Raw genomic sequence first — 23,072 nt, forward strand, 5'->3', positions numbered from 1 at the left:
CATGCGCATCCACGTCAGCTTCATCGACCGCGTCGGCATCACCCAGGAAGTCCTCGCCCTGCTCGGTGCCCGCAACCTCAACCTGGACGCCGTGGAGATGGTCCCGCCGAACGTCTACATCGACGCCCCCACCCTCAGCCCCGCCGTACTTGAAGAACTGCACGACGCGCTGTTCGAAGTACACGGCGTGCAATCGGTGGACGTGGTCGACATCCTCCCCGGCCAGCGCCGCCACCTGCAACTCGATGCCCTGCTGGCCGCCATGAGCGACCCGGTGCTGGCGGTAGATAGTGCAGGCCTGGTGCTGTTGGCCAACCCGGCGCTGATCGAACTGTGCGGCCGCGAATCTGCCGGCCGCTCGGTGGGTGAGCTGTTTGGCGACCCCGCGCTGCTGCAGGCGCTGCTGGACAACAACTTCCACCTGCCCATGCGCGAAATGCAGCTGAACGGCCATAGCCTGCTGCTGGACGCCATGCCGATTACCAACGCCGGTGGCCTGCTGACGCTGTACCCACCTTCGCGTATGGGCGAACGCCTGTCGGCCCTGCACCACGACCACGCCGAAGGCTTCGATGCCTTGCTGGGCGAGTCGCCGGCCATCCGCACCCTCAAGGCCCGCGCCTTACGCGTGGCTGCGCTCGATGCACCGCTGCTGGTGCATGGCGAGACCGGCACCGGTAAAGAACTGGTAGCCCGCGCCTGCCATGCCGTCAGCAGCCGCCATGCGGCCCCGTTCCTGGCCCTGAACTGCGCCGCGCTGCCCGAGAGCCTGGCCGAAAGCGAGCTGTTCGGCTACGCGCCCGGGGCCTTTACCGGCGCGCAACGAGGTGGCAAGCCTGGGCTGATGGAACTGGCCAACCAGGGCACCGTGTTCCTCGATGAAATTGGTGAAATGTCACCCTACCTGCAGGCCAAGCTGCTGCGTTTTCTCAGCGATGGCAGCTTCCGCCGGGTGGGTGGCGACCGTGAAGTGAAGGTGGATGTGCGCATCATCAGCGCCACCCACCGCGATCTGGAGCGCATGGTCGCCGAAGGCAGCTTCCGCGAAGACCTGTTCTACCGTCTGAACGTGCTTAACCTGGAGGTACCGCCGCTTCGCGACCGTGGCCAGGACATCCTGATGCTGGCGCACTTCTTCATGCAGCAGGCGTGCACGCAGATCCAGCGCCCAGCCTGTCGGCTGACCCCCTCCACCCATTCGGCACTGCTGGCCAACCCTTGGCCGGGCAATGTGCGCCAGTTGCAGAACGTGATCTTCCGCGCCGCGGCTATCTGCGAGGGCAACCTGGTGGATATCGGCGACCTGGATATCGCCGGCACCTCGGTGGCACGCGGGCAAGACGGCGAAGTGGCCAGCCTGGAACAGGCTGTAGGTGATTTCGAGCGCGAACTGTTACAGCGCTTATACGCCAGCTACCCGTCAACACGGCAACTGGCCGGGCGCTTGCAAACTTCGCACACGGCTATCGCGCAGAGGCTGCGTAAATATGGAATACCCGGGAAACCATGACGGCTGTGGTCAAAACCCATAATTGAATCGGACTTTTCCTAGCCGCTCAGCCACATTTGACTGGAGTGCTCCCCGTAGAATGGCGACATTGTAATTTTGCTTGTCACCCTGAACGAAGAGTACCCTGATGTTCGAACTCGATTTTTACGGGACACTTGTAGCCGCCTCTTTGGTACTGCTACTGGGACGCGGCCTGGTTGCACGCATTGGTTTCCTGCGCGCATACAATATCCCGGAGCCTGTTGCAGGCGGCCTGGTCGTTGCCTTGTCACTCCTGGCATTGCGCAGTTTCGATGTACACGTCCAATTTGATACCTCGTTGCAAACACCGTTGATGCTGGCATTCTTCGCTACCATCGGCTTGAGTGCAGACTTCGCAAGCCTGAAGAAGGGTGGACGCGTGGTCGCCGTATTCCTTCTGGTGGTGACGGGTTTGCTAATGGTTCAGAACGCCATGGGCATCGGCCTGGCAACAGCATTGGGGCTCGACCCGCTGATGGGCCTGCTAGCCGGATCGATCAGCTTGTCGGGTGGCCACGGCACAGGCGCTGCCTGGGGCGCGACCTTCACTGAGCGGTTCGGCCTGGCTTCGGCTTCGGAACTGGCAATGGCCTCTGCCACTTTCGGCCTGGTGTTGGGCGGTTTGATTGGTGGCCCAGTCGCCCGGTTGCTGATCAAACGGGTCGAAACGCCTGGGGTGCAAGAAGAAGCACCGCAATTACCCAAAGGCTTTGAACAACCGGACAAAGAGCGCCTGATCACCTCGTTTTCATTTATAGAAACCTTGGCACTTATTGCTGTCAGCTTACTGACGGGCACATTACTTAATGGCTTGTTGAAAGGCACAGCATTCGAACTGCCGACATTCGTTTGCGTACTCTTCGTCGGTGTAGTGTTGCGCAATGGGCTTCGGGCTTTAGGTGTTTACAAAGTATTCGAACGGGAAGTGTCGGTACTGGGCAATGTGAGTTTGTCCCTGTTCCTGGCCATTGCCTTGATGTCGCTCAAGTTGTGGGACCTGGCAGCCCTGGCATTACCCTTCTTTACCTTGTTGGCCGCACAGACACTGGTCATGGCGCTGTTCGCAATCTTCGTGACGTTCAAGGTAATGGGGCGCAACTACGATGCAGCAGTCCTGGCTGCCGGCCACTGTGGCTTCGGCCTGGGTGCTACACCGACAGCCATCGCCAACATGCAGGCGGTGACACAACGCTATGGGGCCTCGCACCTCGCCTTCCTGGTGGTGCCGATGGTGGGGGCGTTCTTCATCGACATCATCAATGTCATCGTGATCAAGCTGTACCTGGCATTGCCTTGGTTTGTTGCGGGTTAAGCGAGGTCACGAACCTGTGAAGCCAGGGCAAGCAATCAGAACGTCGTTCTGAGTTGCGTGGGGCCTGCCGGTACAGCCTACCAACGCAGCATGCGGGGGCCCCACCAGGCACCGAACACCGTCGGCACGAGCATGCCGAGGACATACCACACCCCCCAGAACGGCACGCCCATTTCCGGGCAATGCAGGCAGTAGGCCACCGTTGCGCTCGACCCCGCCAGCAGGCCACCGGCAGCACCTGCCAGCCGTAACCGGGTCGGCGCCAAGCCTTTCAGCGCCCAGAACACGGTGACAAAGGCCGGCACCGACAGCAACGCGATATTCAGTGCGCAGGTACGCCATGTGCGCCCGAACAACAGGTCGGCGCGCGCATCCACAGGCGCCCCGGCGATACTCACCGCCGCCCCGCACCAGACCAGCAGCAGTGGCAAGCCGAGCATCTTCCAGCCTGCAGCACCCTTCCCCCCTGGCCTGGCCAAGCGGCTCGTCAACCACAGCCCGATCAACGCCAAGCTGGTCGGAAAGGCGACTTTGCCCCAGAACAGCGGGGTTTGTGCGACCTCTGTGATATCACTGCGTACACCGTAAAGGGTAATAGTCAGCAGCAGTGCTGCGGTCAGCCCGCCCAGCACAGCCACTGCCATCCGCCTGCCAACGGCGTGGCGCGGCACTGGCCCTTCGCCTGCGGCCAGCAAGGCAATCAAATCGTCAGTCTTCATGGTTGTTGGCTCCTCCAATCAGCCTGGATAGCGCTTTCAGACCTCGATGTATCCCAACCTTTACCGCTGAACTGGAAAGCCCGGTAAGTTGTGCCGTCTCCTCGACAGACAAACCCTCCAGCTTGACATGAACAATCGGCAGTCGTTGCCGCTCTGGCAGCTGTTTGAGCAGCTTGGTCAGGTCTCGGCTGGCCTCGGCTGATTCAACCTCCGAGACGGCAAACAGTTGCGCCTCATCGTCCAGCACATCATGCCGGACGTCGCGACGTGAAACACTTCGCAGATGATCCGCCAGCTTGTAACGGGCGATCGCCTGCACCCAGGCAGTCAAAGGCTGCTGCGGCTGGTAAGTGTGGCGCGCGTTATGCACCGCCAGTAGCACATCCTGCACCATGTCCTCTATCTCGGCCGGGCGCCTGCTCAGACGGCTGCGCAGAAACGCACGTACATGCAGCGCAAGCGTGCCAAGAAAATCCTGATAGGCCAGCTGGTCGCCTGTCAGCCCCTGAAGCAACAGTGCTTTCAACCGGGCCTCGCGAGCCTCGAGCTCATCCTGTGAGTTAGTTCGCTGCATGGGTCGCCTGGGTTACACCCTGAATACAATTGACTTGATTCATCCGCTCCCGCCGTGTGGCACGCAGGTGCTGCAAATATGCCATGCCCTTGGCTTCAACATCAGGTCGTGAAGACTCGCCCTGAAAAAATTTCTTCCAAGGCTGTAACCCGTTTTACGCAAGGCACGAATTACTCCATGAGCCGCCGGTATAGACCACGGCCACACTCTCAGGAGATTGACCATGAAAACCCTCGCCCTCACCACCGCAGCACTCGCGCTTGCCACGCTTGCAGGCGCCGCCATGGCGGCCGACAGCACGCAACCCGCAGGCAATGGCGCTGCCATGGAAAAATGCTACGGCGTCGCCATGGCAGGAAAGAACGATTGCAAGGCCGGCGCCGGCACCAGCTGCGCTGGCAGTGCGAAGAAGGACTACGACGGCATGCACTGGAAAAACGTCCCCGCCGGCACCTGCACATCGATCAAGACACCCGCCGGCATGGGCTCGCTGACACCTATCAAGTCTTGATCAGGGGAAACCGACCATGAACGCAGACGCACGAATGGGCGCCGGAGTCAGCCTGAAGGCCGAGCACTACGACCAGGCGCTGGCGTGCAATCTCGAAGGGCTCTGGTTTGAAGTTCACCCGGAGAACTACATGGTCGGTGGCCCTCGCCTTGCCTGGCTGAACCGAATCGCAGAGCGGCACCCGGTCTCATTGCATGGTGTGGCACTTTCGCTTGCGGCTGACGCGGCCCCCGATCAGGACCATCTGCAGCGTCTGCGCGCACTGTGCGATCAGATCGAACCGGTACTGGTATCAGAGCACCTGGCCTGGTCAACCTGGCAGGGGCACTACCATCCAGACCTGCTGCCATTTCCGCGCAGCAACGAAGCCCTGCAGCGCATCGCTGAAAACATCCAGCGATGCCAGGAGGTTTTGGGCCGGCGGATATCCATCGAAAACCCCAGTCATTACTTGCAGCTGCAGGGCCATGAATGGGACGAGATCGACTTTCTTGGCGAACTGACACGTCGCACCGGTTGTGGTCTGTTGCTGGACATCAACAACGTCTACGTGAGCGCTCACAATCTGGGGTTCTCGGCAACTGCCTACCTGGACCGCTTTCCAGCGCAAGCCATCACAGAAGTTCATCTGGCCGGGCACAGCGACGATGACCAAGGCAGCCTGCTGATCGACTCTCATGATGCGCAGGTCGCCGAGCCTGTATGGGCGCTGTACCGCAAACTGGTATCCCGTGTCGGCCCGCGCCCGACCCTCATTGAACGTGACGACAAGCTTCCCCCGTTCACCGAACTGCTTGCTGAACGGTCCATTGCACAGTCGATCATGACTTGCCCAGGTGTATTGCCATGAACCTTTCCCTTGGTCAGTTCCAGCAAGCGTTCATCGAGGCACTCTATTCCCGTCCCGCTCCCCAGCTTGCGGGCGTGACCGAACAAGCGGCGTTCGCGGTTTATCGCAACACGGTGTTGGCCGGCTGCGTGGATGCGCTGCGCGCAAACTTTCCGAGCGTGTGCACACTCGTCGGGCGCGCCTGGATGGACGAGACCGCGGCAATCTATGCGCGGCAATTCCCCCCCAGCGATCCCCGGCTGATCTGCTACGGCGCGACCTTCCCGGATTTCCTCGAAGACATTCAGTCACAGCACGCTGTGCCGTATCTGGCGGAAGTCGCCCGCCTGGACCTGCGTTGGACAGAAGCCTTCAGTGCGCCGTACGAAACGTGCCTGAACCTTGTCGAACTGGCAGGCATGACCCCCAGCGATCTTGATCACGGTTGCTTGCACCCCCGTGCCAGTGCTCGCTGGTACTGGTGCGAGGCGCACCCTGTGTACACCCTGTGGCGCTGCGCCCGCGAGCAGGTTGCCTGGCCCGATGACCAGCCATGGGTGGGCGAAGGGGTGCTGTTTGTCGGCACCGCTGATGGCGTATGCCACCAGCCACTGGGAAAAGGTGGCCATGCGTTTCTCAAGGCCTGTGCTGCCGGACAGTCGCTGATGCAGGCCTCGAACCTGGCGCGACACGCTGAAACCGACCTGGATTTCACCGAGATGCTCGGGCGCCTGATGACGGCCCAGGCGTTTCGCTCACTCGCCTTCACAGGAGAACACCACCATGGCTAGTGCCGATTTCACACCTCCGGCCAGCAGCCTGCGGCGCGCCTGGAACCACGTTGCACAGAGCCTCGAGCGCCGTTTGAGCGATGACCTGTTGTGCCTGGTCGCCCGGTTCGGGATCGCCTCGATATTCTTTCTTTCCGGACGCACCAAAGTGGAGGGTTTCCTCACCCTTACACCCGGCACCTATGAGCTGTTCCGCACCGAGTACGCGCTGCCTCTACTCTCGCCCTGGATTGCAGCGCACCTGGCCGCCTACGCTGAGCACTTGTTCCCGCTATTGCTGGTGCTCGGGCTGATGACCCGGCTATCGGCGCTGGCACTGCTGGGCATGACGTTGGTGATCGAAGTGTTCGTCTACCCCGATGCGTGGCCCACCCACCTGACCTGGGCAGGGCTCTTGCTGCTCCTGGTTGCCCGAGGCGCCGGCGCGTTTTCGCTGGATCATCTGCTGAAAGTGAGATGACCGAAGGCCATTGGCACCTCGCCAGTCCAGGCACCACATGTATCGTTTTCGCTACGTCGTAGCGAAAACGATACACAGCCTCCTCGCCGTCGGTGCACAAGGGTTTGATGCTCAAACCCTTTTCCTCTCAGAGGCACCTGTAACGATATCATTCCACACGATAAATACGGCTTCTCCGTAAATTTACGTAATCTATTGATAAATAAGAAATTTTATAGGTTGGCCGCATTATTGCTAAGGGAATCCTACCCTAAGAGCGCGGCGCCACCGCGCCCCCAACGCCCTGCTTCCCGAGGATTCCCCATGAGCGAGTTGCGTTTCACTGAAGATCACGAATGGCTGCGCGTCGAAGCCGATGGCAGCGTCACCGTGGGCATCACCGCCTACGCCCAGAATGCCCTTGGCGACGTGGTTTTCGTGCAACTGCCAGAGTTGCAGCAGTATGAGAAAGGCAGCGAAGCGTCCACCGTCGAATCGGTCAAGGCCGCCAGCGGCGTGTACATGCCACTGACGGGTGAAGTGGTCGAGGTCAACGGCCAGCTCGAAGACAGCCCTGAACTGGTCAACGAAGACCCGATGGGCGAAGGCTGGTTCTTCCGCTTCATCCCTGCCGATGCAGAAGCCGTAACCGCTCTGCTCGACCAGGACGCCTACGACCGCCTGCTCAAAGCCAACGACGACGCCTGAGGAATCCCGCCATGACCATCAACCTCGGCACCGCCAACGAATTCATCGCCCGTCACATAGGCCCGCGCGCCGCTGACGAACAGGCCATGCTCACTGCACTGGGCTTCGACTCGCTGGACGCCATGACCGCTGCGGTCATCCCCGACAGCATCAAAGGTACCAGCGTGCTTGGCTCGCACGACGGCCAGAGCGAGGCCGACGCGCTCGCTGCGCTCAAGGCCATCGCTGGCAAGAACCAGCTGTTCAAAAGCTACATCGGCCAGGGCTACTACAACACCCACACTCCGGCACCGATCCTGCGCAACCTGCTGGAAAACCCGGCCTGGTACACCGCCTACACCCCGTATCAGCCAGAAATTTCCCAAGGCCGCCTGGAAGCACTGCTGAACTTCCAGACCCTGATCAGCGACCTCACCGGCCTGCCGATCGCCAACGCCTCCTTGCTCGACGAAGCCACTGCTGCGGCCGAGGCCATGACCTTCTGCAAGCGCCTGTCGAAGAACAAGTCCAGCCATGCCTTCTTCGCCTCCGTGCACTGTCACCCGCAAACCCTCGACGTGCTGCGCACCCGTGCCGAGCCGCTGGGTATCGAGGTTGTGGTTGGCGACGAGCGCGAGCTGGGCGATGTCAGCGCCTTCTTCGGCGCCCTGCTGCAATACCCGGCCAGCAACGGTGAAGTGTTCGACTACCGCGAGGTCGTGCAGCGCTTCCACGCTGCCAACGCTCTGGTCGCCGTAGCGGCAGACCTGCTGGCCCTGACCCTGCTGACCCCACCGGGCGAATTCGACGCCGACGTGGCCATCGGCAGCGCCCAGCGCTTCGGCGTGCCACTGGGCTTCGGTGGCCCGCACGCGGCTTACTTCGCCACCCGCGACGCGTTCAAGCGCGACATGCCTGGCCGCCTGGTCGGCGTGTCGATCGACCGCTTCGGCAAAACCGCCCTGCGTCTGGCCATGCAGACCCGCGAGCAGCACATCCGCCGCGAAAAGGCCACCAGCAACATCTGCACCGCCCAGGTGCTGCTGGCCAACATCGCCAGCATGTTCGCCGTGTACCACGGCCCTGCCGGCCTCAAGCGCATTGCCGAGCGCACCCACGCCCTGACCGCGATCCTCGCCGCCGGCCTGAAGGCGCTGGGCGTACAAGTGGTGGGCGCCAGCGCCTTCGATACCCTGACCCTGGCCACCGGCACTGCCACCGCCAGCCTGCATGACAAGGCACGCGCCCAGGGCATCAACCTGCGCCAGATCGATGCCGCCCATGTGGGCTTGTCTCTGGACGAAACCAGCACTCAGGCTGACGTCGAGTCGCTGTGGCAGCTGTTGGGTGGCGAGCAGGCACAGCCTGATTTCACCGCACTGGCCGCCAGCACCGGTTCCCTGCTGCCTGCCGCCCTGCTGCGCCAGTCGGCCATCCTCGAACACCCGGTGTTCAACCGCTACCACAGCGAAACCGAGCTGATGCGCTACCTGCGCCGCCTGGCCGACAAGGACCTGGCGCTGGACCGCAGCATGATTCCGCTGGGCTCGTGCACCATGAAGCTGAACGCCGCCAGCGAGATGATCCCGGTCACCTGGGCCGAGTTCGGCAACCTGCACCCATTCGCCCCGGCCGAGCAGAGCCAGGGCTACCTGCAGATGACCACCGAACTGGAGGCCATGCTGTGCGCGGCCACTGGCTATGATGCCGTGTCGCTGCAGCCCAACGCCGGCTCGCAGGGCGAATACGCCGGGCTGTTGGCGATCCGCGCCTACCACCGCAGCCGGGGTGAAGGCCACCGCGATATCTGCCTGATCCCGTCGTCGGCCCATGGCACCAACCCGGCCACCGCACACATGGCTGGCATGCGTGTCGTGGTTACCGCCTGTGACGCCCGTGGCAACGTCGATGTCGAGGACCTGCGCGCCAAAGCCATCGAGCACCGCGAGCGCCTGGCTGCAATCATGATCACCTACCCGTCGACCCACGGCGTGTTCGAGGAAGCGATCGGCGAAATCTGCGCGATCATCCACGACAACGGTGGCCAGGTGTACATCGACGGCGCCAACATGAACGCCATGGTCGGACTGTGCGCACCCGGCAAGTTCGGTGGCGACGTTTCCCACCTGAACCTGCACAAGACCTTCTGCATCCCGCACGGTGGTGGTGGCCCGGGCGTAGGCCCGATTGGCGTCAAGTCGCACCTGGCGCCGTTCCTGCCAGGCCATGCACAGCTGGAAAACACCCAGGGCGCGGTATGCGCTGCGCCGTTCGGTAGCGCCAGCATCCTGCCCATCACATGGATGTATATCCGCATGATGGGCGGTGCCGGCCTCAAACGTGCCTCGCAGATGGCAATCCTCAACGCCAACTACATCGCCCGCCGCCTGGAAGAGCACTATCCTGTTCTGTATACCGGCGGTAACGGCCTGGTGGCTCACGAGTGCATTCTCGACCTGCGCCCACTGAAGGACACCAGCGGCATCAGTGTCGACGACGTGGCCAAGCGGTTGATCGACTTCGGCTTCCACGCCCCGACCATGTCCTTCCCGGTGGCTGGCACGCTGATGATCGAACCGACCGAAAGCGAGTCCAAAGAAGAACTGGACCGCTTCTGCAACGCAATGATCCAGATCCGCGAAGAAATCCGCGCGGTGGAGGACGGTAGCCTGGACAAGGACGACAACCCGCTGAAAAACGCACCGCACACTGCGGCTGAGCTGGTTGGCGAATGGACCCATGGCTACAGCCGCGAGCAGGCGGTATACCCCCTGGCGAGCCTGGTGGAAGGCAAGTACTGGCCGCCGGTCGGCCGGGTCGACAACGTGTTCGGCGACCGCAACCTGGTGTGCGCCTGCCCGTCGATCGAGAGCTATCAGGACGCCTGATAGCCCCTCCCCGCCACCTGGCTTGGGTGGCGGGCTCCTACAGGGCTCAATGTCCACCCAACAACCTGGCAGGAGGTCCACATGTCACTGAGCGTCTTCGACCTGTTCAAGATCGGCATCGGACCCTCCAGCTCCCACACGGTCGGCCCGATGCGCGCCGCTGCGCGGTTTGCCGAAGGGTTGCGCCGTGACGGCCTGCTGGCCCGCACCGCCAGCGTCAAAGCCGAGCTGTATGGCTCACTGGGCGCTACAGGCAAAGGCCACGGCAGTGACAAAGCCGTGCTGCTGGGCCTTGAAGGCGAACACCCGGACATTATCGACACCGACAGCATTCCCGCCCGCCTGCAGGTCATCCGCGACAGCGGACACATCAACCTGCTGGGCGAACACAGCATTGCGTTCATCGAAAAGCAGCACCTGGCGATGATCCGCAAGCCGTTGGACTACCACCCCAACGGCATGATATTCCGCGCCTTCGACGACGCAGGCCTGCAAATCCGAAGCCGCGAGTACTACTCGGTAGGCGGTGGTTTCGTGGTCGACGAGGACGCTGCCGGCCATGACCGCATCGTCGAAGACACCACGGTGCTGGCCTATCCGTTCAAGACCGCCAAGGCGCTCCTCGGCCACTGCACCGCGCATGACCTGTCGGTGAGCCAGGTGATGCTGGCCAATGAGTCCGCCTGGCGCCCAGAAGCAGAAACCCGGGCCGGGCTGCTGCGCATCTGGCAGGTGATGCAAGATTGCGTCGCGGCAGGTTGCCAGCATGAGGGCATATTACCGGGAGGGCTCAAGGTCAAGCGCCGCGCGCCGGCCCTGTACCGCCAACTGAGCGGCCACCCGGAAGCCAGCCTGCGTGACGCCCTGTCCGTGCTCGACTGGGTCAACCTCTACGCCTTGGCGGTGAACGAGGAAAACGCCTACGGCGGTCGTGTGGTCACCGCCCCTACCAACGGCGCAGCGGGCATCGTCCCGGCAGTCCTTCACTACTACATGCGATTCGTCCCGGGGGCCAGCGAGGATGGGGTGGTGCGCTTTCTGCTCACCGCCGCAGCCATCGGCATCCTGTACAAGGAAAACGCCTCCATCTCCGGCGCCGAAGTGGGCTGCCAGGGCGAGGTCGGCGTCGCCTGCTCGATGGCCGCCGGGGCGCTGTGCGAAGTGATGGGCGGCAGCGTGCAGCAGGTGGAGAACGCCGCCGAAATAGGCATGGAACACAACCTGGGCCTGACCTGCGACCCGATCGGCGGCCTCGTACAGGTGCCCTGTATCGAGCGCAATGCGATGGGCTCGGTGAAGGCCATCAACGCGGTACGCATGGCCCTGCGCGGCGACGGGCAGCACTACGTGTCGCTGGACAAGGTCATCCGCACCATGCGCCAGACCGGCGCCGACATGAAAAGCAAATACAAAGAGACCGCCCGTGGCGGCCTGGCCGTCAACATCATCGAATGTTGACCCGACAATGACAGTAAGGAGTCATCGATGTCCGAAACACTGCTCAAGACCCCACTGCATGCCCTGCATCTGGAACTGGGTGCACGCATGGTGCCGTTCGCCGGCTACGACATGCCGGTGCAGTACCCGCTGGGCGTGCTCAAGGAACACCTGCACACCCGCGAGCAGGCCGGCCTGTTCGACGTCTCGCACATGGGCCAGATCATTCTGCGTGGCGCTGACGCCGCCAAGGCGCTGGAAAGCCTGGTACCGGTGGACATCATCGACCTGCCAGTGGGTATGCAGCGCTATGCCATGTTCACCAATGAGCAAGGCGGCATTCTCGACGACCTGATGGTTGCCAACCTGGGCGAGGACACCCTGTTCCTGGTCGTCAACGCCGCCTGCAAGGAGCAGGACCTGGCTCACCTGCAAACCCACATCGGCAGCCGTTGCGAGGTGCAGCCGCTGTTCGAGGAGCGTGCCCTGCTCGCCCTGCAAGGCCCGGCTGCAGTCAAGGTGCTGGAACGCCTGGCTCCAGAAGTGGCCGGCATGACCTTCATGCAGTTCCGCCGGGTAAAACTGCTGGGTGTGGACTGCTTCGTCAGCCGCTCGGGCTACACCGGCGAAGACGGCTACGAGATCTCGGTACCGGTCAACGCTGCCGACGCCTTGGCCCGCCGCCTGATGGCCGAGCCGGAAGTACAGCCGATCGGCTTGGGCGCACGCGACTCGCTGCGCCTGGAAGCTGGCCTGTGCCTGTATGGCCACGACATGAACAGCGAGACTACGCCGATCGAAGCCAGCCTGCTGTGGGCAATTTCCAAGGTGCGCCGTGCCGACGGTGCACGTGCTGCCGGCTTCCCGGGTGCCGAGGCGATCTTCGCCCACGTGCGCGATGGTGTTGCGCGCAAACGTGTCGGCCTGCTGCCGCAGGAGCGTACGCCTGTTCGTGAAGGTGCGGACATTGTCGACGCAAACGATAAACCGGTGGGTAAAGTGTGCAGCGGGGGCTTTGGCCCGACACTCGCTGCCCCTGTCGCCATGGGTTATATCGATAGTGAACATGCTGCACTCGACACCGCACTGTTTGCCGTGGTGCGTGGAAAGAAGGTGGCCTTGAAAGTCAGCAAAATGCCTTTCGTGACACCACGTTACTACCGTGGCTGAAACGGCTTTGTGAAGGTTTTGGGCAGCATAGACATATTCGTTTTCGAACCTGCCCAATAACTTTTGAACATGGCGCCAGGCCAGGCGCCATGCCGTTTCCGACAAATCGGTCGGTTATCGGCAAGCCGCCAGTTTTCCATACGACCAAGGGCTTGTTTTTCGCTCGAGAGTTGGCGTAGAGTCACTGCACTGTGTTTGCATGGGTCGCAACAGTTCGTGACCTGGGCCAGTAGCCGAGATTTGCTACAACCCGTTCGACGTCTCTTACTTCCTGCAACCCAGCCCAGTAATCTTTCGCTTACAAAAAAGTGCGAAAGTAACTGTCATCAAAATTTAAGTTTCATAGGAAATAAGACAATGGCTGAGCGTCAGAAGGGTACCGTCAAGTGGTTCAATGACGAAAAAGGTTACGGCTTCATCACCCCAGAAAGCGGTCCGGATCTCTTCGTTCACTTCCGCGCTATCGAAGGCAACGGCTTCAAGAGCCTGAAAGAAGGCCAGCAAGTCACCTTCGAAGCAGTCCAAGGCCAGAAAGGCATGCAGGCTGACAAGGTTCAACCTGTCTGATCCAGCGCCAGACTTTGAAAAGCCCCTGCCAAGTGCAGGGGCTTTTTTTTGCCCGTAGAATAGTGGGCTCGTCTTTTGGAGCGTCCTGCATGTCCAAGCCTCTACTCACTCCCCAAGGGGATTTTCCACCGGTCGGCCTGGGCCGGCGCCTGGCAGCGATGTTCTATGACTTTTTACTGTGCACCGCACTGCTGATCGTGACCGCCGGCGCCTACAAGATGATTCAGATGTCGATCATCGGCGAAGCACGCATGCGCGAGCTGACCGAGGCCGGCGCACTGGATGGCGACCCATTGCTGTCTACGGTATTGCTGTTTGCCCTGTTCGGCTTCTTTGCCAAGTTCTGGACCCACGGCGGGCAGACGCTGGGTATGCAGGTATGGGGCGTTCGGGTGCAGAATGCCGATGGCTCGGCCATCAGCCTGTGGCAGGCGCTGTTGCGGTTCGTCGTGTCGATCGCCTCGTGGCTGTGCCTGGGGCTGGGTTTTTTCTGGGTGCTGATCGACAAGCGCAAGCGCGGTTGGCATGACATCTATTCGGAAAGCCAGCTGGTGCGGGTGCCGAAACAGAAGAAATAAGCCAGAGGATTGGAGTTGCCTTCGGGCCCTTTCCTCATGCCTGCGCGGTACCTGTAGCGAAGAGGTCGGGCCAGATTAATACCCATGAAAAAGCCGACCCTGAGGTCGGCTTTCTTGTGCAGCTCAGGCTATTAACCTGCCCGGCGCAACAACCACACACCGGCCAAGGCACAGATGCCCGCCGGTATCACCACCGCCAGCAGCGGCGGGAAGCCGAATACCTGGCTCGACGGCCCAAGCAGGTCCTGACCAATGCGAAACACGAAGCCTACCAGCACACCCGTGAACACGCGCTGACCAAGGGTAACCGAACGCAGCGGGCCAAAGATGAACGAGATCGCCATCAGCACCAGGGCCGCCGTTACCATCGGCTGCAGCACCTTGGTCCAGAACGCCAGCCAGTAGCGGGAGTTGTTCAGGCCCTGATCAGACAAGTAGTGGATGTAATCCCACAACCCGGTAATCGAAAGCGACTCTGGCGCGAGGATCACGGTATTGAGCAGTTCTGGCGTGAGCGAAACATCCCAGCGCTCCTCCGGCGCGTTGACCACCTCGGTGTGGTCGCCGCGGAAGTAGGTGGTACGCACATCGGCGAGCAGCCAGTGGTCGTTCTGGTACTGCGCACGGCGGGCAAAGCTCGAGGTGACAATCTTGCGCTCGCTGTCGAAGCGGTAGCGGGTCACGCCCAGCAGCAGGCCATCGGGCTGTACGGCGTTGATGTGCACGTACTCCTCGCCCTGGCGGTGCCACATGCCACGTTTGGAGCTTTGTGCTTCACCACCACCCTGGGCCAGGGAACGGTCGGCCTGGGCCTTGTTCTCGGTCACCGGTGCCACATATTCGCCAATCAGCAGCCCCACCAGCATCAGCACCAGCATCGGCTTCATCACCGCCCAGACGATACGGCCAATGGACACGCCGGCCGCACGCATGATGGTCAGCTCGCTGCTGCTGGCCAGACTGCCCAGGCCGATCAGGCAACCGATCAAGGCGGCCATTGGCAGCATTTCATACAGCCGCCGAGGTGCGGTAAGCAGAACAAAGTTACCCGCTTCCATCACCGTGTAGGTGTCGCTCAGGTCGCCCATTTCATCGATGAAGGCGAAAAGCGAAGCCAGGCCGAGGATGATCCCCAGCACGGCCAGGATGGCCAGCAGCACGCTCTGGCCGATGTAGCGATCGAGCTTAGCCATGGGCCACCTCCGCACGGCGGGCGGCACGTTTGAGGCGCAGCGGCTCCCAGTACATCAGGCCAAGGCCGATCAGCAGGAACAGGCCGTGGACCCACCACATGCCCAGGGCGATCGGCAGTTTGCCCTTCTCGAGGGCGCCGCGTACGGAAATCAGCATTGTCAGGTAGGCCATGTACAGAAGAATTGCCGGCAGCAGCTTGAGGAAGCGGCCCTGGCGCGGGTTGACCCGCGACAGTGGCACCGCCAGCAGGGTGACGACGAACACCAGGATCGGCAGCGACAACCGCCATTGCAGCTCGGCGCGCTCACGCAGGCCCTCCTTGCCGATCAGTTCGGAGGTGGGAAGCGCTTCGCGCTCGGTCACTTCCTCGGCGACTTCCGGCTTGGGCAGCAGCACGCCGTAGGTGTCGTACTTGATGGCGCGGTAGTCGGCCTGGCCCGGGTTGCCGTCGTAGCGGTAACCGTTTTCCAGCACCAGGTAGCGGTTGCCGTCGGCCTGGATTTCCTGGTGGCCTTTCTCGGCGACCAGCACCGACGGGGCGCGGTCCTTGGTCTTGTCCTGGTTGAAGCGCTTCTCGGAGATGAACACCCCGCCCAGGTTGATGCGGTCATCCGACAGTTGCTCGGTATAGGTTACCCGCGAGCCATCACGCAAGGTCTGGAAGCGGCCCGGCACCAAGGTGTCGAACTCGGTCAGGGCATCCTGCTGGCTGATGATCTGCTGCACCTGGGCCACGCCCAGCGGGGCCAGGCTCAGGCTCAGCCAGGCCACCAGCAGGGCAACCAGGGCAGCCGGCGCCATGGTCATGCCCAGCAGGCGCTGCTGGCTCATGCCAGTGGCCGACAGCACGGTCATCTCGCTTTCCAGGTACAGGCGCCCGTAAGCCAGGAGGATGCCGAGGAACAGCCCCAGAGGCAGAATCAGTTGCAGGAAGCCTGGCAAGCGGAAGCCCATGATCAGGAACAACACGCCCGGGTCGAGCACGCCCTGGGCAGCCTGGGCCAGGTACTTGATGAAGCGCCCGCTCATGATGATCACCAACAGCACAGCGCTGACGGCGCTCAAGGTGACCAGGACCTCGCGGGACAGATAACGAAAGACGATCAAACCAGACACTCCTGGGTTGTCAGGGCGGACTGCCATGCAATGGCGCCAAACAATGACTTAGTACATCCAAGACCAATGCCGGTTCGCCAAAGGCGAACCTCCATGTAAAGTGCGCGCATTATCCTGTGATTGACCGCCCCTGTCACTTGGCCGCGTACGAAGGCGCACATCGGGGTTGTCAGCACGCTTGCCACAGGCTCAAACTGGCAGCTTTTCCGCTGGTGCGCGACGACGCGGCCAGGCCCGTCCAGAGCGCTGGAACACACAGCGCCATTCGTATCGATCATTCGGGGATCCTGACATGGAACTGGTTGTAAAAAGCGTAGCTGCTGCATCCGTAAAAACCGCCACACTGGTCCTTCCGGTAGGTGAAAACCGCAAGCTCGGCACTGTTGCCCAGGCTGTCGACCAGGCCTGCGAAGGCGCCATCAGCGCCGTGCTCAAGCGCGGCGACCTGGCCGGCAAGCCGGGCCAGACCCTGCTGCTACAGAACCTTTCGGGCCTGAAAGCCGAGCGCGTGCTGCTGGTGGGCAGCGGCAAGGAAGAAGCCCTGGGCGACCGCGCCTGGCGCAAACTGGTGGCCAGTGTCGCTGGCGTGCTCAAGGGCCTGAACGGCGCTGATGCAGTACTGGCCCTGGACGATATCGCGGTCAGCAACCGCGACGCCCATTACGGCAAGTACCGCCTGCTGGCCGAAACCCTGCTGGACGGCGAATATGTGTTCGACCGTTTCAAGAGCCAGAAAGCCGAGCCGCGCGCGCTGAAAAAGGTCACCCTGCTGGCCGACAAAGCCGGCCAGGCCGAAGTCGAGCGTGCGGTCAAGCATGCCAGCGCCATCGCCAGCGGCATGGCCTTCACCCGCGACCTCGGCAACCTGCCGCCCAACCTTTGCCACCCAAGCTACCTGGCCGAACAGGCGAAGGAGCTGGGCAAGGCACACAAGGCCCTCAAGGTTGAAGTGCTGGACGAGAAAAAGATCAAGGACCTGGGCATGGGCGCGTTCTACGCCGTGGGCCAGGGCAGCGACCAGCCGCCACGCCTGATCGTGCTCAATTACCAGGGCGGTAAAAAGGCCGACAAGCCATTCGTGCTGGTGGGTAAAGGCATTACCTTCGACACCGGCGGCATCAGCCTCAAGCCAGGCGCCGGCATGGATGAAATGAAGTACGACATGTGCGGCGCCGCCAGCGTGTTCGGCACCCTGCGTGCAGTGCTCGAGCTGCAACTGCCGATCAACCTGGTGTGCCTGCTGGCCTGCGCCGAGAACATGCCAAGCGGCGGCGCCACCCGCCCAGGTGACATCGTCACCACCATGAGCGGCCAGACCGTGGAAATCCTCAACACCGACGCTGAAGGCCGCCTGGTGCTGTGCGACACCCTGACCTACGCCGAGCGCTTCAAGCCGCAGGCGGTCATCGACATCGCCACCCTGACCGGCGCCTGCATCGTCGCCCTGGGCAGCCACACCTCCGGCCTGATGGGCAATAACGACGACCTGGTCGGGCAGTTGCTCGATGCCGGCAAGCGCGCCGACGACCGTGCCTGGCAGTTGCCGCTGTTCGAGGAATACCAGGAGCAACTGGACAGCCCGTTCGCCGACATGGGCAACATCGGTGGGCCGAAGGCCGGTACGATCACCGCGGGTTGCTTCCTGTCGCGCTTCGCCAAAGCCTACAACTGGGCGCACATGGACATTGCCGGTACCGCCTGGGTCAGTGGCGGCAAGGACAAAGGCGCCACTGGCCGCCCGGTACCTCTGCTGACCCAGTACCTGCTGGACCGCGCTGGCGCCTGAAGCCGTGAAGCCGGTGGTGCCTTGCGCGCCACCGGCCGGCGATTCCCACCATGAGCAAAGTCGACTTCTACATTCTGCCCACCGACTCGCTGTCGGCGCGGCTCGATTTCGCCTGCAAACTGTGCGAGAAAGCTTGGCGCCTCGGCCACCGGGTCTATCTGCACTGCCAGGATGCCGAACAGCGCAGTGAACTGGACCAGCGCTTGTGGCGCTTCAAGGGCGAGGCCTTCGTGCCCCACGACCTCGCCGAGGTGCATGCCGATGCTGACGTGGTTCTGGGCCTGGCTGACAACGCCGGCGAGCACCACGGTCTGCTGATCAACCTCGGCGCCAGCGTGCCGGGCTTTGTCGGGCAGTTCGAGCGGGTGGCCGAAATCGTTGTTGAAGAGCCGGCTATCCGCCAATCAGCCCGTGAGCGATTCCGTTTCTACCGCGAACAGGGCTATGCTCTGCAAGACCACCGCTTACAGCGACTTTGACGACGATGGACAAGCCCTCCTCTTTGCCCGATTCCGCCCATCTGCTCGATGACCTCGAGTCGATCCGTCAGCTGCTTGGCGACGCCGACCTGCAACCGCCACTGCTCACCGAGACGGTAGAGCAGATTCCGTTGCTGCTGGACGAAGCCGCCAGCGATCCCGCGGCGCCCGCAGAACCGGTAGCTGCCGAGCCCGAGGACGACCCGCAGACCCGCCGCCAGGACACCCTGCTGCACCTGGAAAGCGAGCTGCGCGCCGCAGCGCAGATGATCATGCAGGACGTGATCAACGACTTTACCCCGCATATCGAGAACGAAATCAAGCGCCGGCTGGATGCGCGGATCGAGCGGCTGATCAAGCGTTCCGAGTAGAACCGGCAACGGTGTCGCCTGCGGCCCCCAGCTTGGTTATACTTCCCGGCTTTCCCGAATAAATGCACAGGGTCCCGCCGCGCATGGATAAGACCTACCAGCCGCACGCAATCGAAACTTCCTGGTACAACACCTGGGAGTCCGAGAACTATTTCGCTCCACAAGGTGCAGGCGAGTCCTACACCATCATGATCCCGCCGCCGAACGTAACCGGCAGCCTGCACATGGGCCACGGGTTCAACAACGCGATCATGGACGCCCTGATCCGTTTCCGCCGCATGCAAGGCCGCGACACCCTGTGGCAGCCAGGCACCGATCACGCGGGTATCGCCACGCAGATGCTGGTCGAGCGCCAACTTGAAGCCAAAGGCCAGAACCGTCATGACCTGGGCCGCGAAAAGTTCCTGGAAAAAGTCTGGGAATGGAAGGATCAGTCCGGTGGCAACATCAGCCGCCAGATTCGCCGCCTGGGCTCGTCGGTAGACTGGAGCCGCGAGCGCTTCACCATGGACGACGGCCTCTCCGAAGCGGTAAAAGAAGCGTTCGTGCGCCTGCATGAAGACGGCCTTATCTACCGCGGCAAGCGCCTGGTCAACTGGGACACCAAGCTGCACACGGCCATCTCCGACCTCGAAGTGGAAAACCACGACGAGAAAGGCCACCTGTGGAACCTGCGCTACCCACTGGCCGACGGCGCCAAGACCGCCGAAGGCCAGGACTACCTGGTAGTTGCCACCACGCGTCCGGAAACCCTGCTGGGTGACGCTGCCGTGGCCGTCAACCCGAACGACGAACGCTATCAGGCACTGATCGGCAAATTCGTCGAACTGCCATTGGTCGGCCGCCGCATCCCGATCATCGCCGATGACTACTGCGACCCCGAGTTCGGTACCGGTTGCGTGAAGATCACACCGGCCCACGACTTCAACGACTACGAAGTCGGCAAGCGTCATAACCTGCCGCTGCTGAACATCTTCGACAAGAACGCCTTCGTGCTGTCCAGCGCCCAGGCCTTCAACCTCGACGGCAGCGTTAACGAGCAGGTCGACACCCAGCTGCCGGCCCAGTACGCCAACCTTGACCGCTTTGTCGCGCGCAAGCAGATCGTCGCCGACCTGGACGCCCAGGGCCTGCTGGTCAGCATCGACGACCACGCCCTGAAAGTGCCGAAAGGCGACCGCTCCGGCACGGTCATCGAGCCGTGGCTGACCGACCAGTGGTACGTTTCCACCAAGCCGCTGGCAGAGCCTGCCATCGCCGCCGTGGAAGATGGCCGCATCCAGTTCGTGCCCAAGCAATACGAGAACATGTACTTCTCCTGGATGCGCGATATCCAGGACTGGTGCATCAGCCGCCAGCTGTGGTGGGGCCATCGCATTCCTGCGTGGTACGACGAGGCAGGCCAGGTCTACGTTGGCCGCAACGAGGAAGAAGTGCGCGCCAAGCACAAGCTGGGCGCCGACGTGGTCCTGCGTCAGGATGACGACGTACTCGACACCTGGTTCAGCTCGGGCCTGTGGACATTCTCCACCCTGGGCTGGCCGGAGCAGACCGAATTCCTCAAGAAGTTCCACTCCACCGACGTGCTGGTGACTGGCTTCGACATCATCTTCTTCTGGGTTGCGCGCATGATCATGCTGACCATGCACCTGATCAAGAACGAAGACGGCACCCCGCAGGTACCGTTCAAGACCGTGTACGTGCACGGCCTGGTACGGGACGGCCAGGGCCAGAAGATGTCCAAGTCCAAGGGCAACGTGCTGGACCCGCTGGACATCGTCGACGGCATCACCCTCGACGCCCTGCTGGAAAAACGCACCAGCGGCATGATGCAGCCCAAGCTTGCCGAGAAAATCGCCAAGCAGACCAAGGCCGAGTTCCCCGAAGGTATTGCCAGCTACGGCACCGACGCCCTGCGCTTCACTTTCTGCTCGCTGGCCTCGACCGGCCGCGACATCAAGTTCGACATGGGCCGCGTCGAAGGCTACCGCAACTTCTGCAACAAGATCTGGAACGCTGCCCGCTACGTCCTGGACAAGGGCGAAGACTGCGGCCAGAACGGCGAAGCCTACGAGCTGTCGCTGGCCGACCGCTGGATCATCTCGCAGCTTCAGCGTACCGAAGCCGAAGTAACCCGCCAGCTGGAGCAGTTCCGCTTCGACCTGGCCAGCCAGGCGTTGTACGAGTTCATCTGGAACCAGTACTGCGACTGGTACCTGGAGCTGTCCAAACCGGTACTGTGGGACGAAAACGCCCCGGTAGAGCGCGCTCGCGGCACTCGCCGCACCTTGGTGCGCGTGCTGGAAGTGGCACTGCGTCTTGCGCATCCGTTCATGCCGTTCATCACCGAAGAAATCTGGCAGCGCATCGCGCCGCTGGCCGGCATCGACGGCAAGACCATCATGCTGCAGCCATGGCCAGTGGCCAACGAAGCACGTATTGACGCCGCTGCCGAAGGCGACATCGAGTGGCTGAAAGAGTTGATGGTCGGCCTGCGCAATATCCGCGCCGAAATGAACATCGGCCCCGGCAAGCCGCTGCCGCTGTTCCTGAAGAACGCCAACGCCGACGACCAGCGCCGTCTGCAGGAAAACGAAGCGCTGCTGAAGAAGCTGGCCAAGGTCGAGTCGTTCACCGTACTGGGTGATGCCGACGAAGCGCCGCTGTCCGCTACCGCCCTGGTAGGTGACCTGCAAGTGCTGGTGCCAATGGCCGGGCTGATCGACAAGGATGCCGAGCTGGCGCGCCTGAACAAGGAAATCCAGCGTCTGCAAGGTGAAGTGCAACGTGTTGGCGGCAAGCTGTCCAACGCAGCCTTCGTCGACAAGGCCCCGCCTGCGGTGATCGAGAAGGAACGCGCCAAGCTGGCCGAGTCCGAACAGGCCCTGGCCAACTTCACCGAGCAGCATGCGCGGATTGCAGCGCTGTAATCACTAGAGAGACCGTTGGGGCCACTGTACGGCCCTTTCGCGACACAAGGCCGCTCCCACAGGACGGCGCCAACCTTCAAGGCGCCACCCTCCTGTGGGAGCGGCCTTGTGTCGCAAAAGGGCTGCGCAGCAGCCCCAGGTTCTTCAAGCCACCGCTCGTATAGGGCTGGACACTGCCATGACCCCGAACAAACCCACCCTGCACCCGCGCAACCGCCACCAGGGTCGCTACGACTTCCCCAGCCTGATCAAGGCCCACCCTGATCTGGCCCGTTTCACCATCACCAACCCCCACGGCAAGCCCAGCATCGACTTTGCCAACCCCGAAGCCGTCCGCGTGTTCAACCGTGCACTGCTCAAGGCCCAGTACGGCATCCAGCACTGGGACATCCCAGCCGATTACCTGTGCCCGCCCATTCCTGGCCGTGCCGACTACATCCACGTAGCCGCCGATCTGTTGGCCGATGACAATGCCGGCGACGTCCCAAGGGGTGCCCAAGTGCGCGCGCTGGACATCGGCGTGGGGGCCAACTGCATCTATCCACTGCTGGGCTACAGTGACTACCGCTGGCGCTTCCTCGGCTCGGACATCGACCCGGTGGCGCTGGCCTCGGCCAAGGCTATCGTCCAGGCCAATGGCCTGGGCAAAGCCATTACCCTGCGCCAGCAGGCCAACCGAGCGCACATCCTCAGCGGCCTGCTGCAGGAGGGCGAACGCTTCGACCTGACCCTGTGCAACCCGCCCTTCCATGCCTCACGCGACGAAGCCACCCGCGGCAGCCAGCGCAAATGGAAGAACCTCGGCAAACAGGCCCCCAAACGCAAGCTGCCCGTGCTGAACTTCGGTGGCCAGAACAATGAACTGTGGTGCGAGGGTGGCGAAATCCGCTTTGTCACCCAGCTGATCGGCGAAAGCGTGCAGTACGCCGAACGGGTACTTTGGTTCACCAGCCTGGTGTCCAAGGCCAGCAACCTGCCGGGCATCGAAGCCGCGTTGAAGAAGTCCGGCGCCAAGGCCGTACGCATCATTGAGATGGGCCAGGGGCAGAAACAGAGCCGCATGGTCGCCTGGAGCTTCCTTGACGACGCCGCACGCCAAGCCTGGCACGCCCAGCGTAAATCACAGGCATGAAAAAACCGCGCCCGGGCAAGCCGGGCGCGGT

At 62.3% G+C, this 23,072-nt stretch carries 21 protein-coding genes; 17 read left to right on the forward strand and 4 right to left on the reverse strand.

From position 1 onward, the window contains the following. Position 1: 1 nt before the first annotated feature. Together ACF8O8_RS01860 and gltS are read left to right on the forward strand one after the other, a co-directional pair. On the forward strand, positions 2-1,510 hold the full coding sequence (locus tag ACF8O8_RS01860; protein WP_003255078.1) for a sigma-54-dependent transcriptional regulator: 1,509 nt from the start codon (positions 2-4) through the stop codon (positions 1,508-1,510). Between the two features lie 127 nt (positions 1,511-1,637). Then, entirely contained in the window at positions 1,638-2,843 is a 1,206-nt protein-coding gene (gene gltS, locus ACF8O8_RS01865; protein ID WP_010952182.1) for a sodium/glutamate symporter, read from the forward strand. A gap of 77 nt (positions 2,844-2,920) precedes the next feature. On the opposite strand, the gene ACF8O8_RS01870 is transcribed toward gltS, so the two are convergent. Continuing rightward, positions 2,921-3,562, reverse strand: coding sequence for a DUF1109 domain-containing protein (locus ACF8O8_RS01870; RefSeq protein WP_020189902.1), 642 nt, complete (start codon positions 3,560-3,562; stop codon positions 2,921-2,923). Then, positions 3,552-4,136: a sigma-70 family RNA polymerase sigma factor gene (locus ACF8O8_RS01875; protein ID WP_392509171.1), complete on the reverse strand. Its 585-nt coding sequence runs from the start codon at positions 4,134-4,136 to the stop codon at positions 3,552-3,554. Before ACF8O8_RS01875 ends, ACF8O8_RS01870 begins: the two co-directional genes overlap by 11 nt. A 223-nt stretch (positions 4,137-4,359) precedes the next feature. Between ACF8O8_RS01875 and ACF8O8_RS01880 the strand changes: the two genes are divergently transcribed. From ACF8O8_RS01880 to ACF8O8_RS01925, 10 genes are all read left to right on the forward strand, one after another. Further along, positions 4,360-4,647: a DUF2282 domain-containing protein gene (locus tag ACF8O8_RS01880; RefSeq protein WP_010952179.1), complete on the forward strand. Its 288-nt coding sequence runs from the start codon at positions 4,360-4,362 to the stop codon at positions 4,645-4,647. A 16-nt stretch (positions 4,648-4,663) separates the two neighbouring features. Then, entirely contained in the window at positions 4,664-5,497 is an 834-nt protein-coding gene (locus ACF8O8_RS01885) for a DUF692 domain-containing protein (protein WP_392509172.1), read from the forward strand. Next, positions 5,494-6,267: a DNA-binding domain-containing protein gene (locus ACF8O8_RS01890; RefSeq protein ID WP_392509173.1), complete on the forward strand. Its 774-nt coding sequence runs from the start codon at positions 5,494-5,496 to the stop codon at positions 6,265-6,267. The genes ACF8O8_RS01885 and ACF8O8_RS01890 overlap by 4 nt, the downstream gene beginning before the upstream one ends. Further along, positions 6,260-6,727 (forward strand): DoxX family protein, encoded by a 468-nt coding sequence (locus ACF8O8_RS01895; RefSeq protein ID WP_392509174.1) that lies wholly within the window; start codon positions 6,260-6,262, stop codon positions 6,725-6,727. The genes ACF8O8_RS01890 and ACF8O8_RS01895 overlap by 8 nt, the downstream gene beginning before the upstream one ends. Positions 6,728-7,030: 303 nt before the next feature. Continuing rightward, positions 7,031-7,414, forward strand: coding sequence for a glycine cleavage system protein GcvH (gcvH, locus tag ACF8O8_RS01900; RefSeq protein ID WP_003255087.1), 384 nt, complete (start codon positions 7,031-7,033; stop codon positions 7,412-7,414). Between the two features lie 11 nt (positions 7,415-7,425). After that, the gene (gene gcvP, locus ACF8O8_RS01905) at positions 7,426-10,281 is read left to right on the forward strand and encodes an aminomethyl-transferring glycine dehydrogenase (RefSeq protein WP_003255089.1); all 2,856 of its coding nucleotides are present in this window, start codon (positions 7,426-7,428) and stop codon (positions 10,279-10,281) included. 81 nt (positions 10,282-10,362) lie between these two features. After that, on the forward strand, positions 10,363-11,739 hold the full coding sequence (locus ACF8O8_RS01910; protein WP_010952174.1) for an L-serine ammonia-lyase: 1,377 nt from the start codon (positions 10,363-10,365) through the stop codon (positions 11,737-11,739). 27 nt (positions 11,740-11,766) lie between these two features. Next, positions 11,767-12,888: a glycine cleavage system aminomethyltransferase GcvT gene (gcvT, locus tag ACF8O8_RS01915; RefSeq protein ID WP_010952173.1), complete on the forward strand. Its 1,122-nt coding sequence runs from the start codon at positions 11,767-11,769 to the stop codon at positions 12,886-12,888. A 357-nt stretch (positions 12,889-13,245) separates the two neighbouring features. Then, complete coding sequence (locus ACF8O8_RS01920) at positions 13,246-13,455, forward strand: cold-shock protein (RefSeq protein WP_014589840.1); 210 nt, start codon at positions 13,246-13,248, stop codon at positions 13,453-13,455. A gap of 89 nt (positions 13,456-13,544) precedes the next feature. Continuing rightward, complete coding sequence (locus ACF8O8_RS01925) at positions 13,545-14,033, forward strand: RDD family protein (protein ID WP_003255094.1); 489 nt, start codon at positions 13,545-13,547, stop codon at positions 14,031-14,033. Positions 14,034-14,164: 131 nt separating this feature from the next. Here the strand turns inward: ACF8O8_RS01925 and lptG are convergent, their stop codons facing one another. After that, positions 14,165-15,226 carry an LPS export ABC transporter permease LptG gene (gene lptG / locus ACF8O8_RS01930; RefSeq protein WP_010952171.1) on the reverse strand — a complete coding sequence of 354 codons (1,062 nt, stop codon included), beginning with the start codon at positions 15,224-15,226 and terminating at the stop codon, positions 14,165-14,167. Next, positions 15,219-16,334, reverse strand: a complete 1,116-nt coding sequence (gene lptF / locus ACF8O8_RS01935) for an LPS export ABC transporter permease LptF (RefSeq protein WP_004575655.1) — start codon at positions 16,332-16,334, stop codon at positions 15,219-15,221. The genes lptG and lptF overlap by 8 nt, the downstream gene beginning before the upstream one ends. 301 nt (positions 16,335-16,635) lie before the next feature. On the opposite strand from lptF, the gene ACF8O8_RS01940 reads away from it, so the two are divergent. The 5 genes from ACF8O8_RS01940 to rlmF all read left to right on the forward strand — a co-directional run bounded on the left by ACF8O8_RS01940 (position 16,636) and on the right by rlmF (position 23,041). Further along, complete coding sequence (locus ACF8O8_RS01940; RefSeq protein WP_010952169.1) at positions 16,636-18,129, forward strand: leucyl aminopeptidase; 1,494 nt, start codon at positions 16,636-16,638, stop codon at positions 18,127-18,129. 50 nt (positions 18,130-18,179) lie between these two features. Further along, entirely contained in the window at positions 18,180-18,608 is a 429-nt protein-coding gene (locus ACF8O8_RS01945) for a DNA polymerase III subunit chi (protein ID WP_010952168.1), read from the forward strand. A 5-nt stretch (positions 18,609-18,613) separates the two neighbouring features. Further along, complete coding sequence (locus tag ACF8O8_RS01950; protein WP_010952167.1) at positions 18,614-18,979, forward strand: hypothetical protein; 366 nt, start codon at positions 18,614-18,616, stop codon at positions 18,977-18,979. Positions 18,980-19,062: 83 nt separating this feature from the next. After that, complete coding sequence (locus tag ACF8O8_RS01955; protein ID WP_350298259.1) at positions 19,063-21,909, forward strand: valine--tRNA ligase; 2,847 nt, start codon at positions 19,063-19,065, stop codon at positions 21,907-21,909. A 178-nt stretch (positions 21,910-22,087) separates the two neighbouring features. Further along, positions 22,088-23,041, forward strand: a complete 954-nt coding sequence (rlmF, locus tag ACF8O8_RS01960) for a 23S rRNA (adenine(1618)-N(6))-methyltransferase RlmF (protein WP_392509175.1) — start codon at positions 22,088-22,090, stop codon at positions 23,039-23,041. Positions 23,042-23,072 lie beyond the last annotated feature (31 nt).

The organism is Pseudomonas sp. TYF_14 (assembly GCF_043105275.1).
Lineage (GTDB): Bacteria > Pseudomonadota > Gammaproteobacteria > Pseudomonadales > Pseudomonadaceae > Aquipseudomonas > Aquipseudomonas alloputida.

Excerpts from the sequence above, each read along its gene's own strand:
- ACF8O8_RS01875 (WP_392509171.1), bottom strand. The coding sequence starts at position 4,136 with ATGCAGCGAACTAACTCACAGGATGAGCTCGAGGCTCGCGAGGCCCGG.
- gltS (WP_010952182.1), top strand. The coding sequence starts at position 1,638 with ATGTTCGAACTCGATTTTTACGGGACACTTGTAGCCGCCTCTTTGGTA.
- gcvP (WP_003255089.1), top strand. The coding sequence starts at position 7,426 with ATGACCATCAACCTCGGCACCGCCAACGAATTCATCGCCCGTCACATA.
- gcvH (WP_003255087.1), top strand. The coding sequence starts at position 7,031 with ATGAGCGAGTTGCGTTTCACTGAAGATCACGAATGGCTGCGCGTCGAA.
- ACF8O8_RS01955 (WP_350298259.1), top strand. The coding sequence starts at position 19,063 with ATGGATAAGACCTACCAGCCGCACGCAATCGAAACTTCCTGGTACAAC.
- ACF8O8_RS01920 (WP_014589840.1), top strand. The coding sequence starts at position 13,246 with ATGGCTGAGCGTCAGAAGGGTACCGTCAAGTGGTTCAATGACGAAAAA.
- ACF8O8_RS01925 (WP_003255094.1), top strand. The coding sequence starts at position 13,545 with ATGTCCAAGCCTCTACTCACTCCCCAAGGGGATTTTCCACCGGTCGGC.
- ACF8O8_RS01940 (WP_010952169.1), top strand. The coding sequence starts at position 16,636 with ATGGAACTGGTTGTAAAAAGCGTAGCTGCTGCATCCGTAAAAACCGCC.
- ACF8O8_RS01860 (WP_003255078.1), top strand. The coding sequence starts at position 2 with ATGCGCATCCACGTCAGCTTCATCGACCGCGTCGGCATCACCCAGGAA.
- gcvT (WP_010952173.1), top strand. The coding sequence starts at position 11,767 with ATGTCCGAAACACTGCTCAAGACCCCACTGCATGCCCTGCATCTGGAA.
- ACF8O8_RS01880 (WP_010952179.1), top strand. The coding sequence starts at position 4,360 with ATGAAAACCCTCGCCCTCACCACCGCAGCACTCGCGCTTGCCACGCTT.
- ACF8O8_RS01950 (WP_010952167.1), top strand. The coding sequence starts at position 18,614 with ATGGACAAGCCCTCCTCTTTGCCCGATTCCGCCCATCTGCTCGATGAC.
- rlmF (WP_392509175.1), top strand. The coding sequence starts at position 22,088 with ATGACCCCGAACAAACCCACCCTGCACCCGCGCAACCGCCACCAGGGT.
- ACF8O8_RS01945 (WP_010952168.1), top strand. The coding sequence starts at position 18,180 with ATGAGCAAAGTCGACTTCTACATTCTGCCCACCGACTCGCTGTCGGCG.
- ACF8O8_RS01910 (WP_010952174.1), top strand. The coding sequence starts at position 10,363 with ATGTCACTGAGCGTCTTCGACCTGTTCAAGATCGGCATCGGACCCTCC.
- ACF8O8_RS01870 (WP_020189902.1), bottom strand. The coding sequence starts at position 3,562 with ATGAAGACTGACGATTTGATTGCCTTGCTGGCCGCAGGCGAAGGGCCA.
- ACF8O8_RS01895 (WP_392509174.1), top strand. The coding sequence starts at position 6,260 with ATGGCTAGTGCCGATTTCACACCTCCGGCCAGCAGCCTGCGGCGCGCC.
- ACF8O8_RS01885 (WP_392509172.1), top strand. The coding sequence starts at position 4,664 with ATGAACGCAGACGCACGAATGGGCGCCGGAGTCAGCCTGAAGGCCGAG.
- lptG (WP_010952171.1), bottom strand. The coding sequence starts at position 15,226 with ATGGCTAAGCTCGATCGCTACATCGGCCAGAGCGTGCTGCTGGCCATC.
- ACF8O8_RS01890 (WP_392509173.1), top strand. The coding sequence starts at position 5,494 with ATGAACCTTTCCCTTGGTCAGTTCCAGCAAGCGTTCATCGAGGCACTC.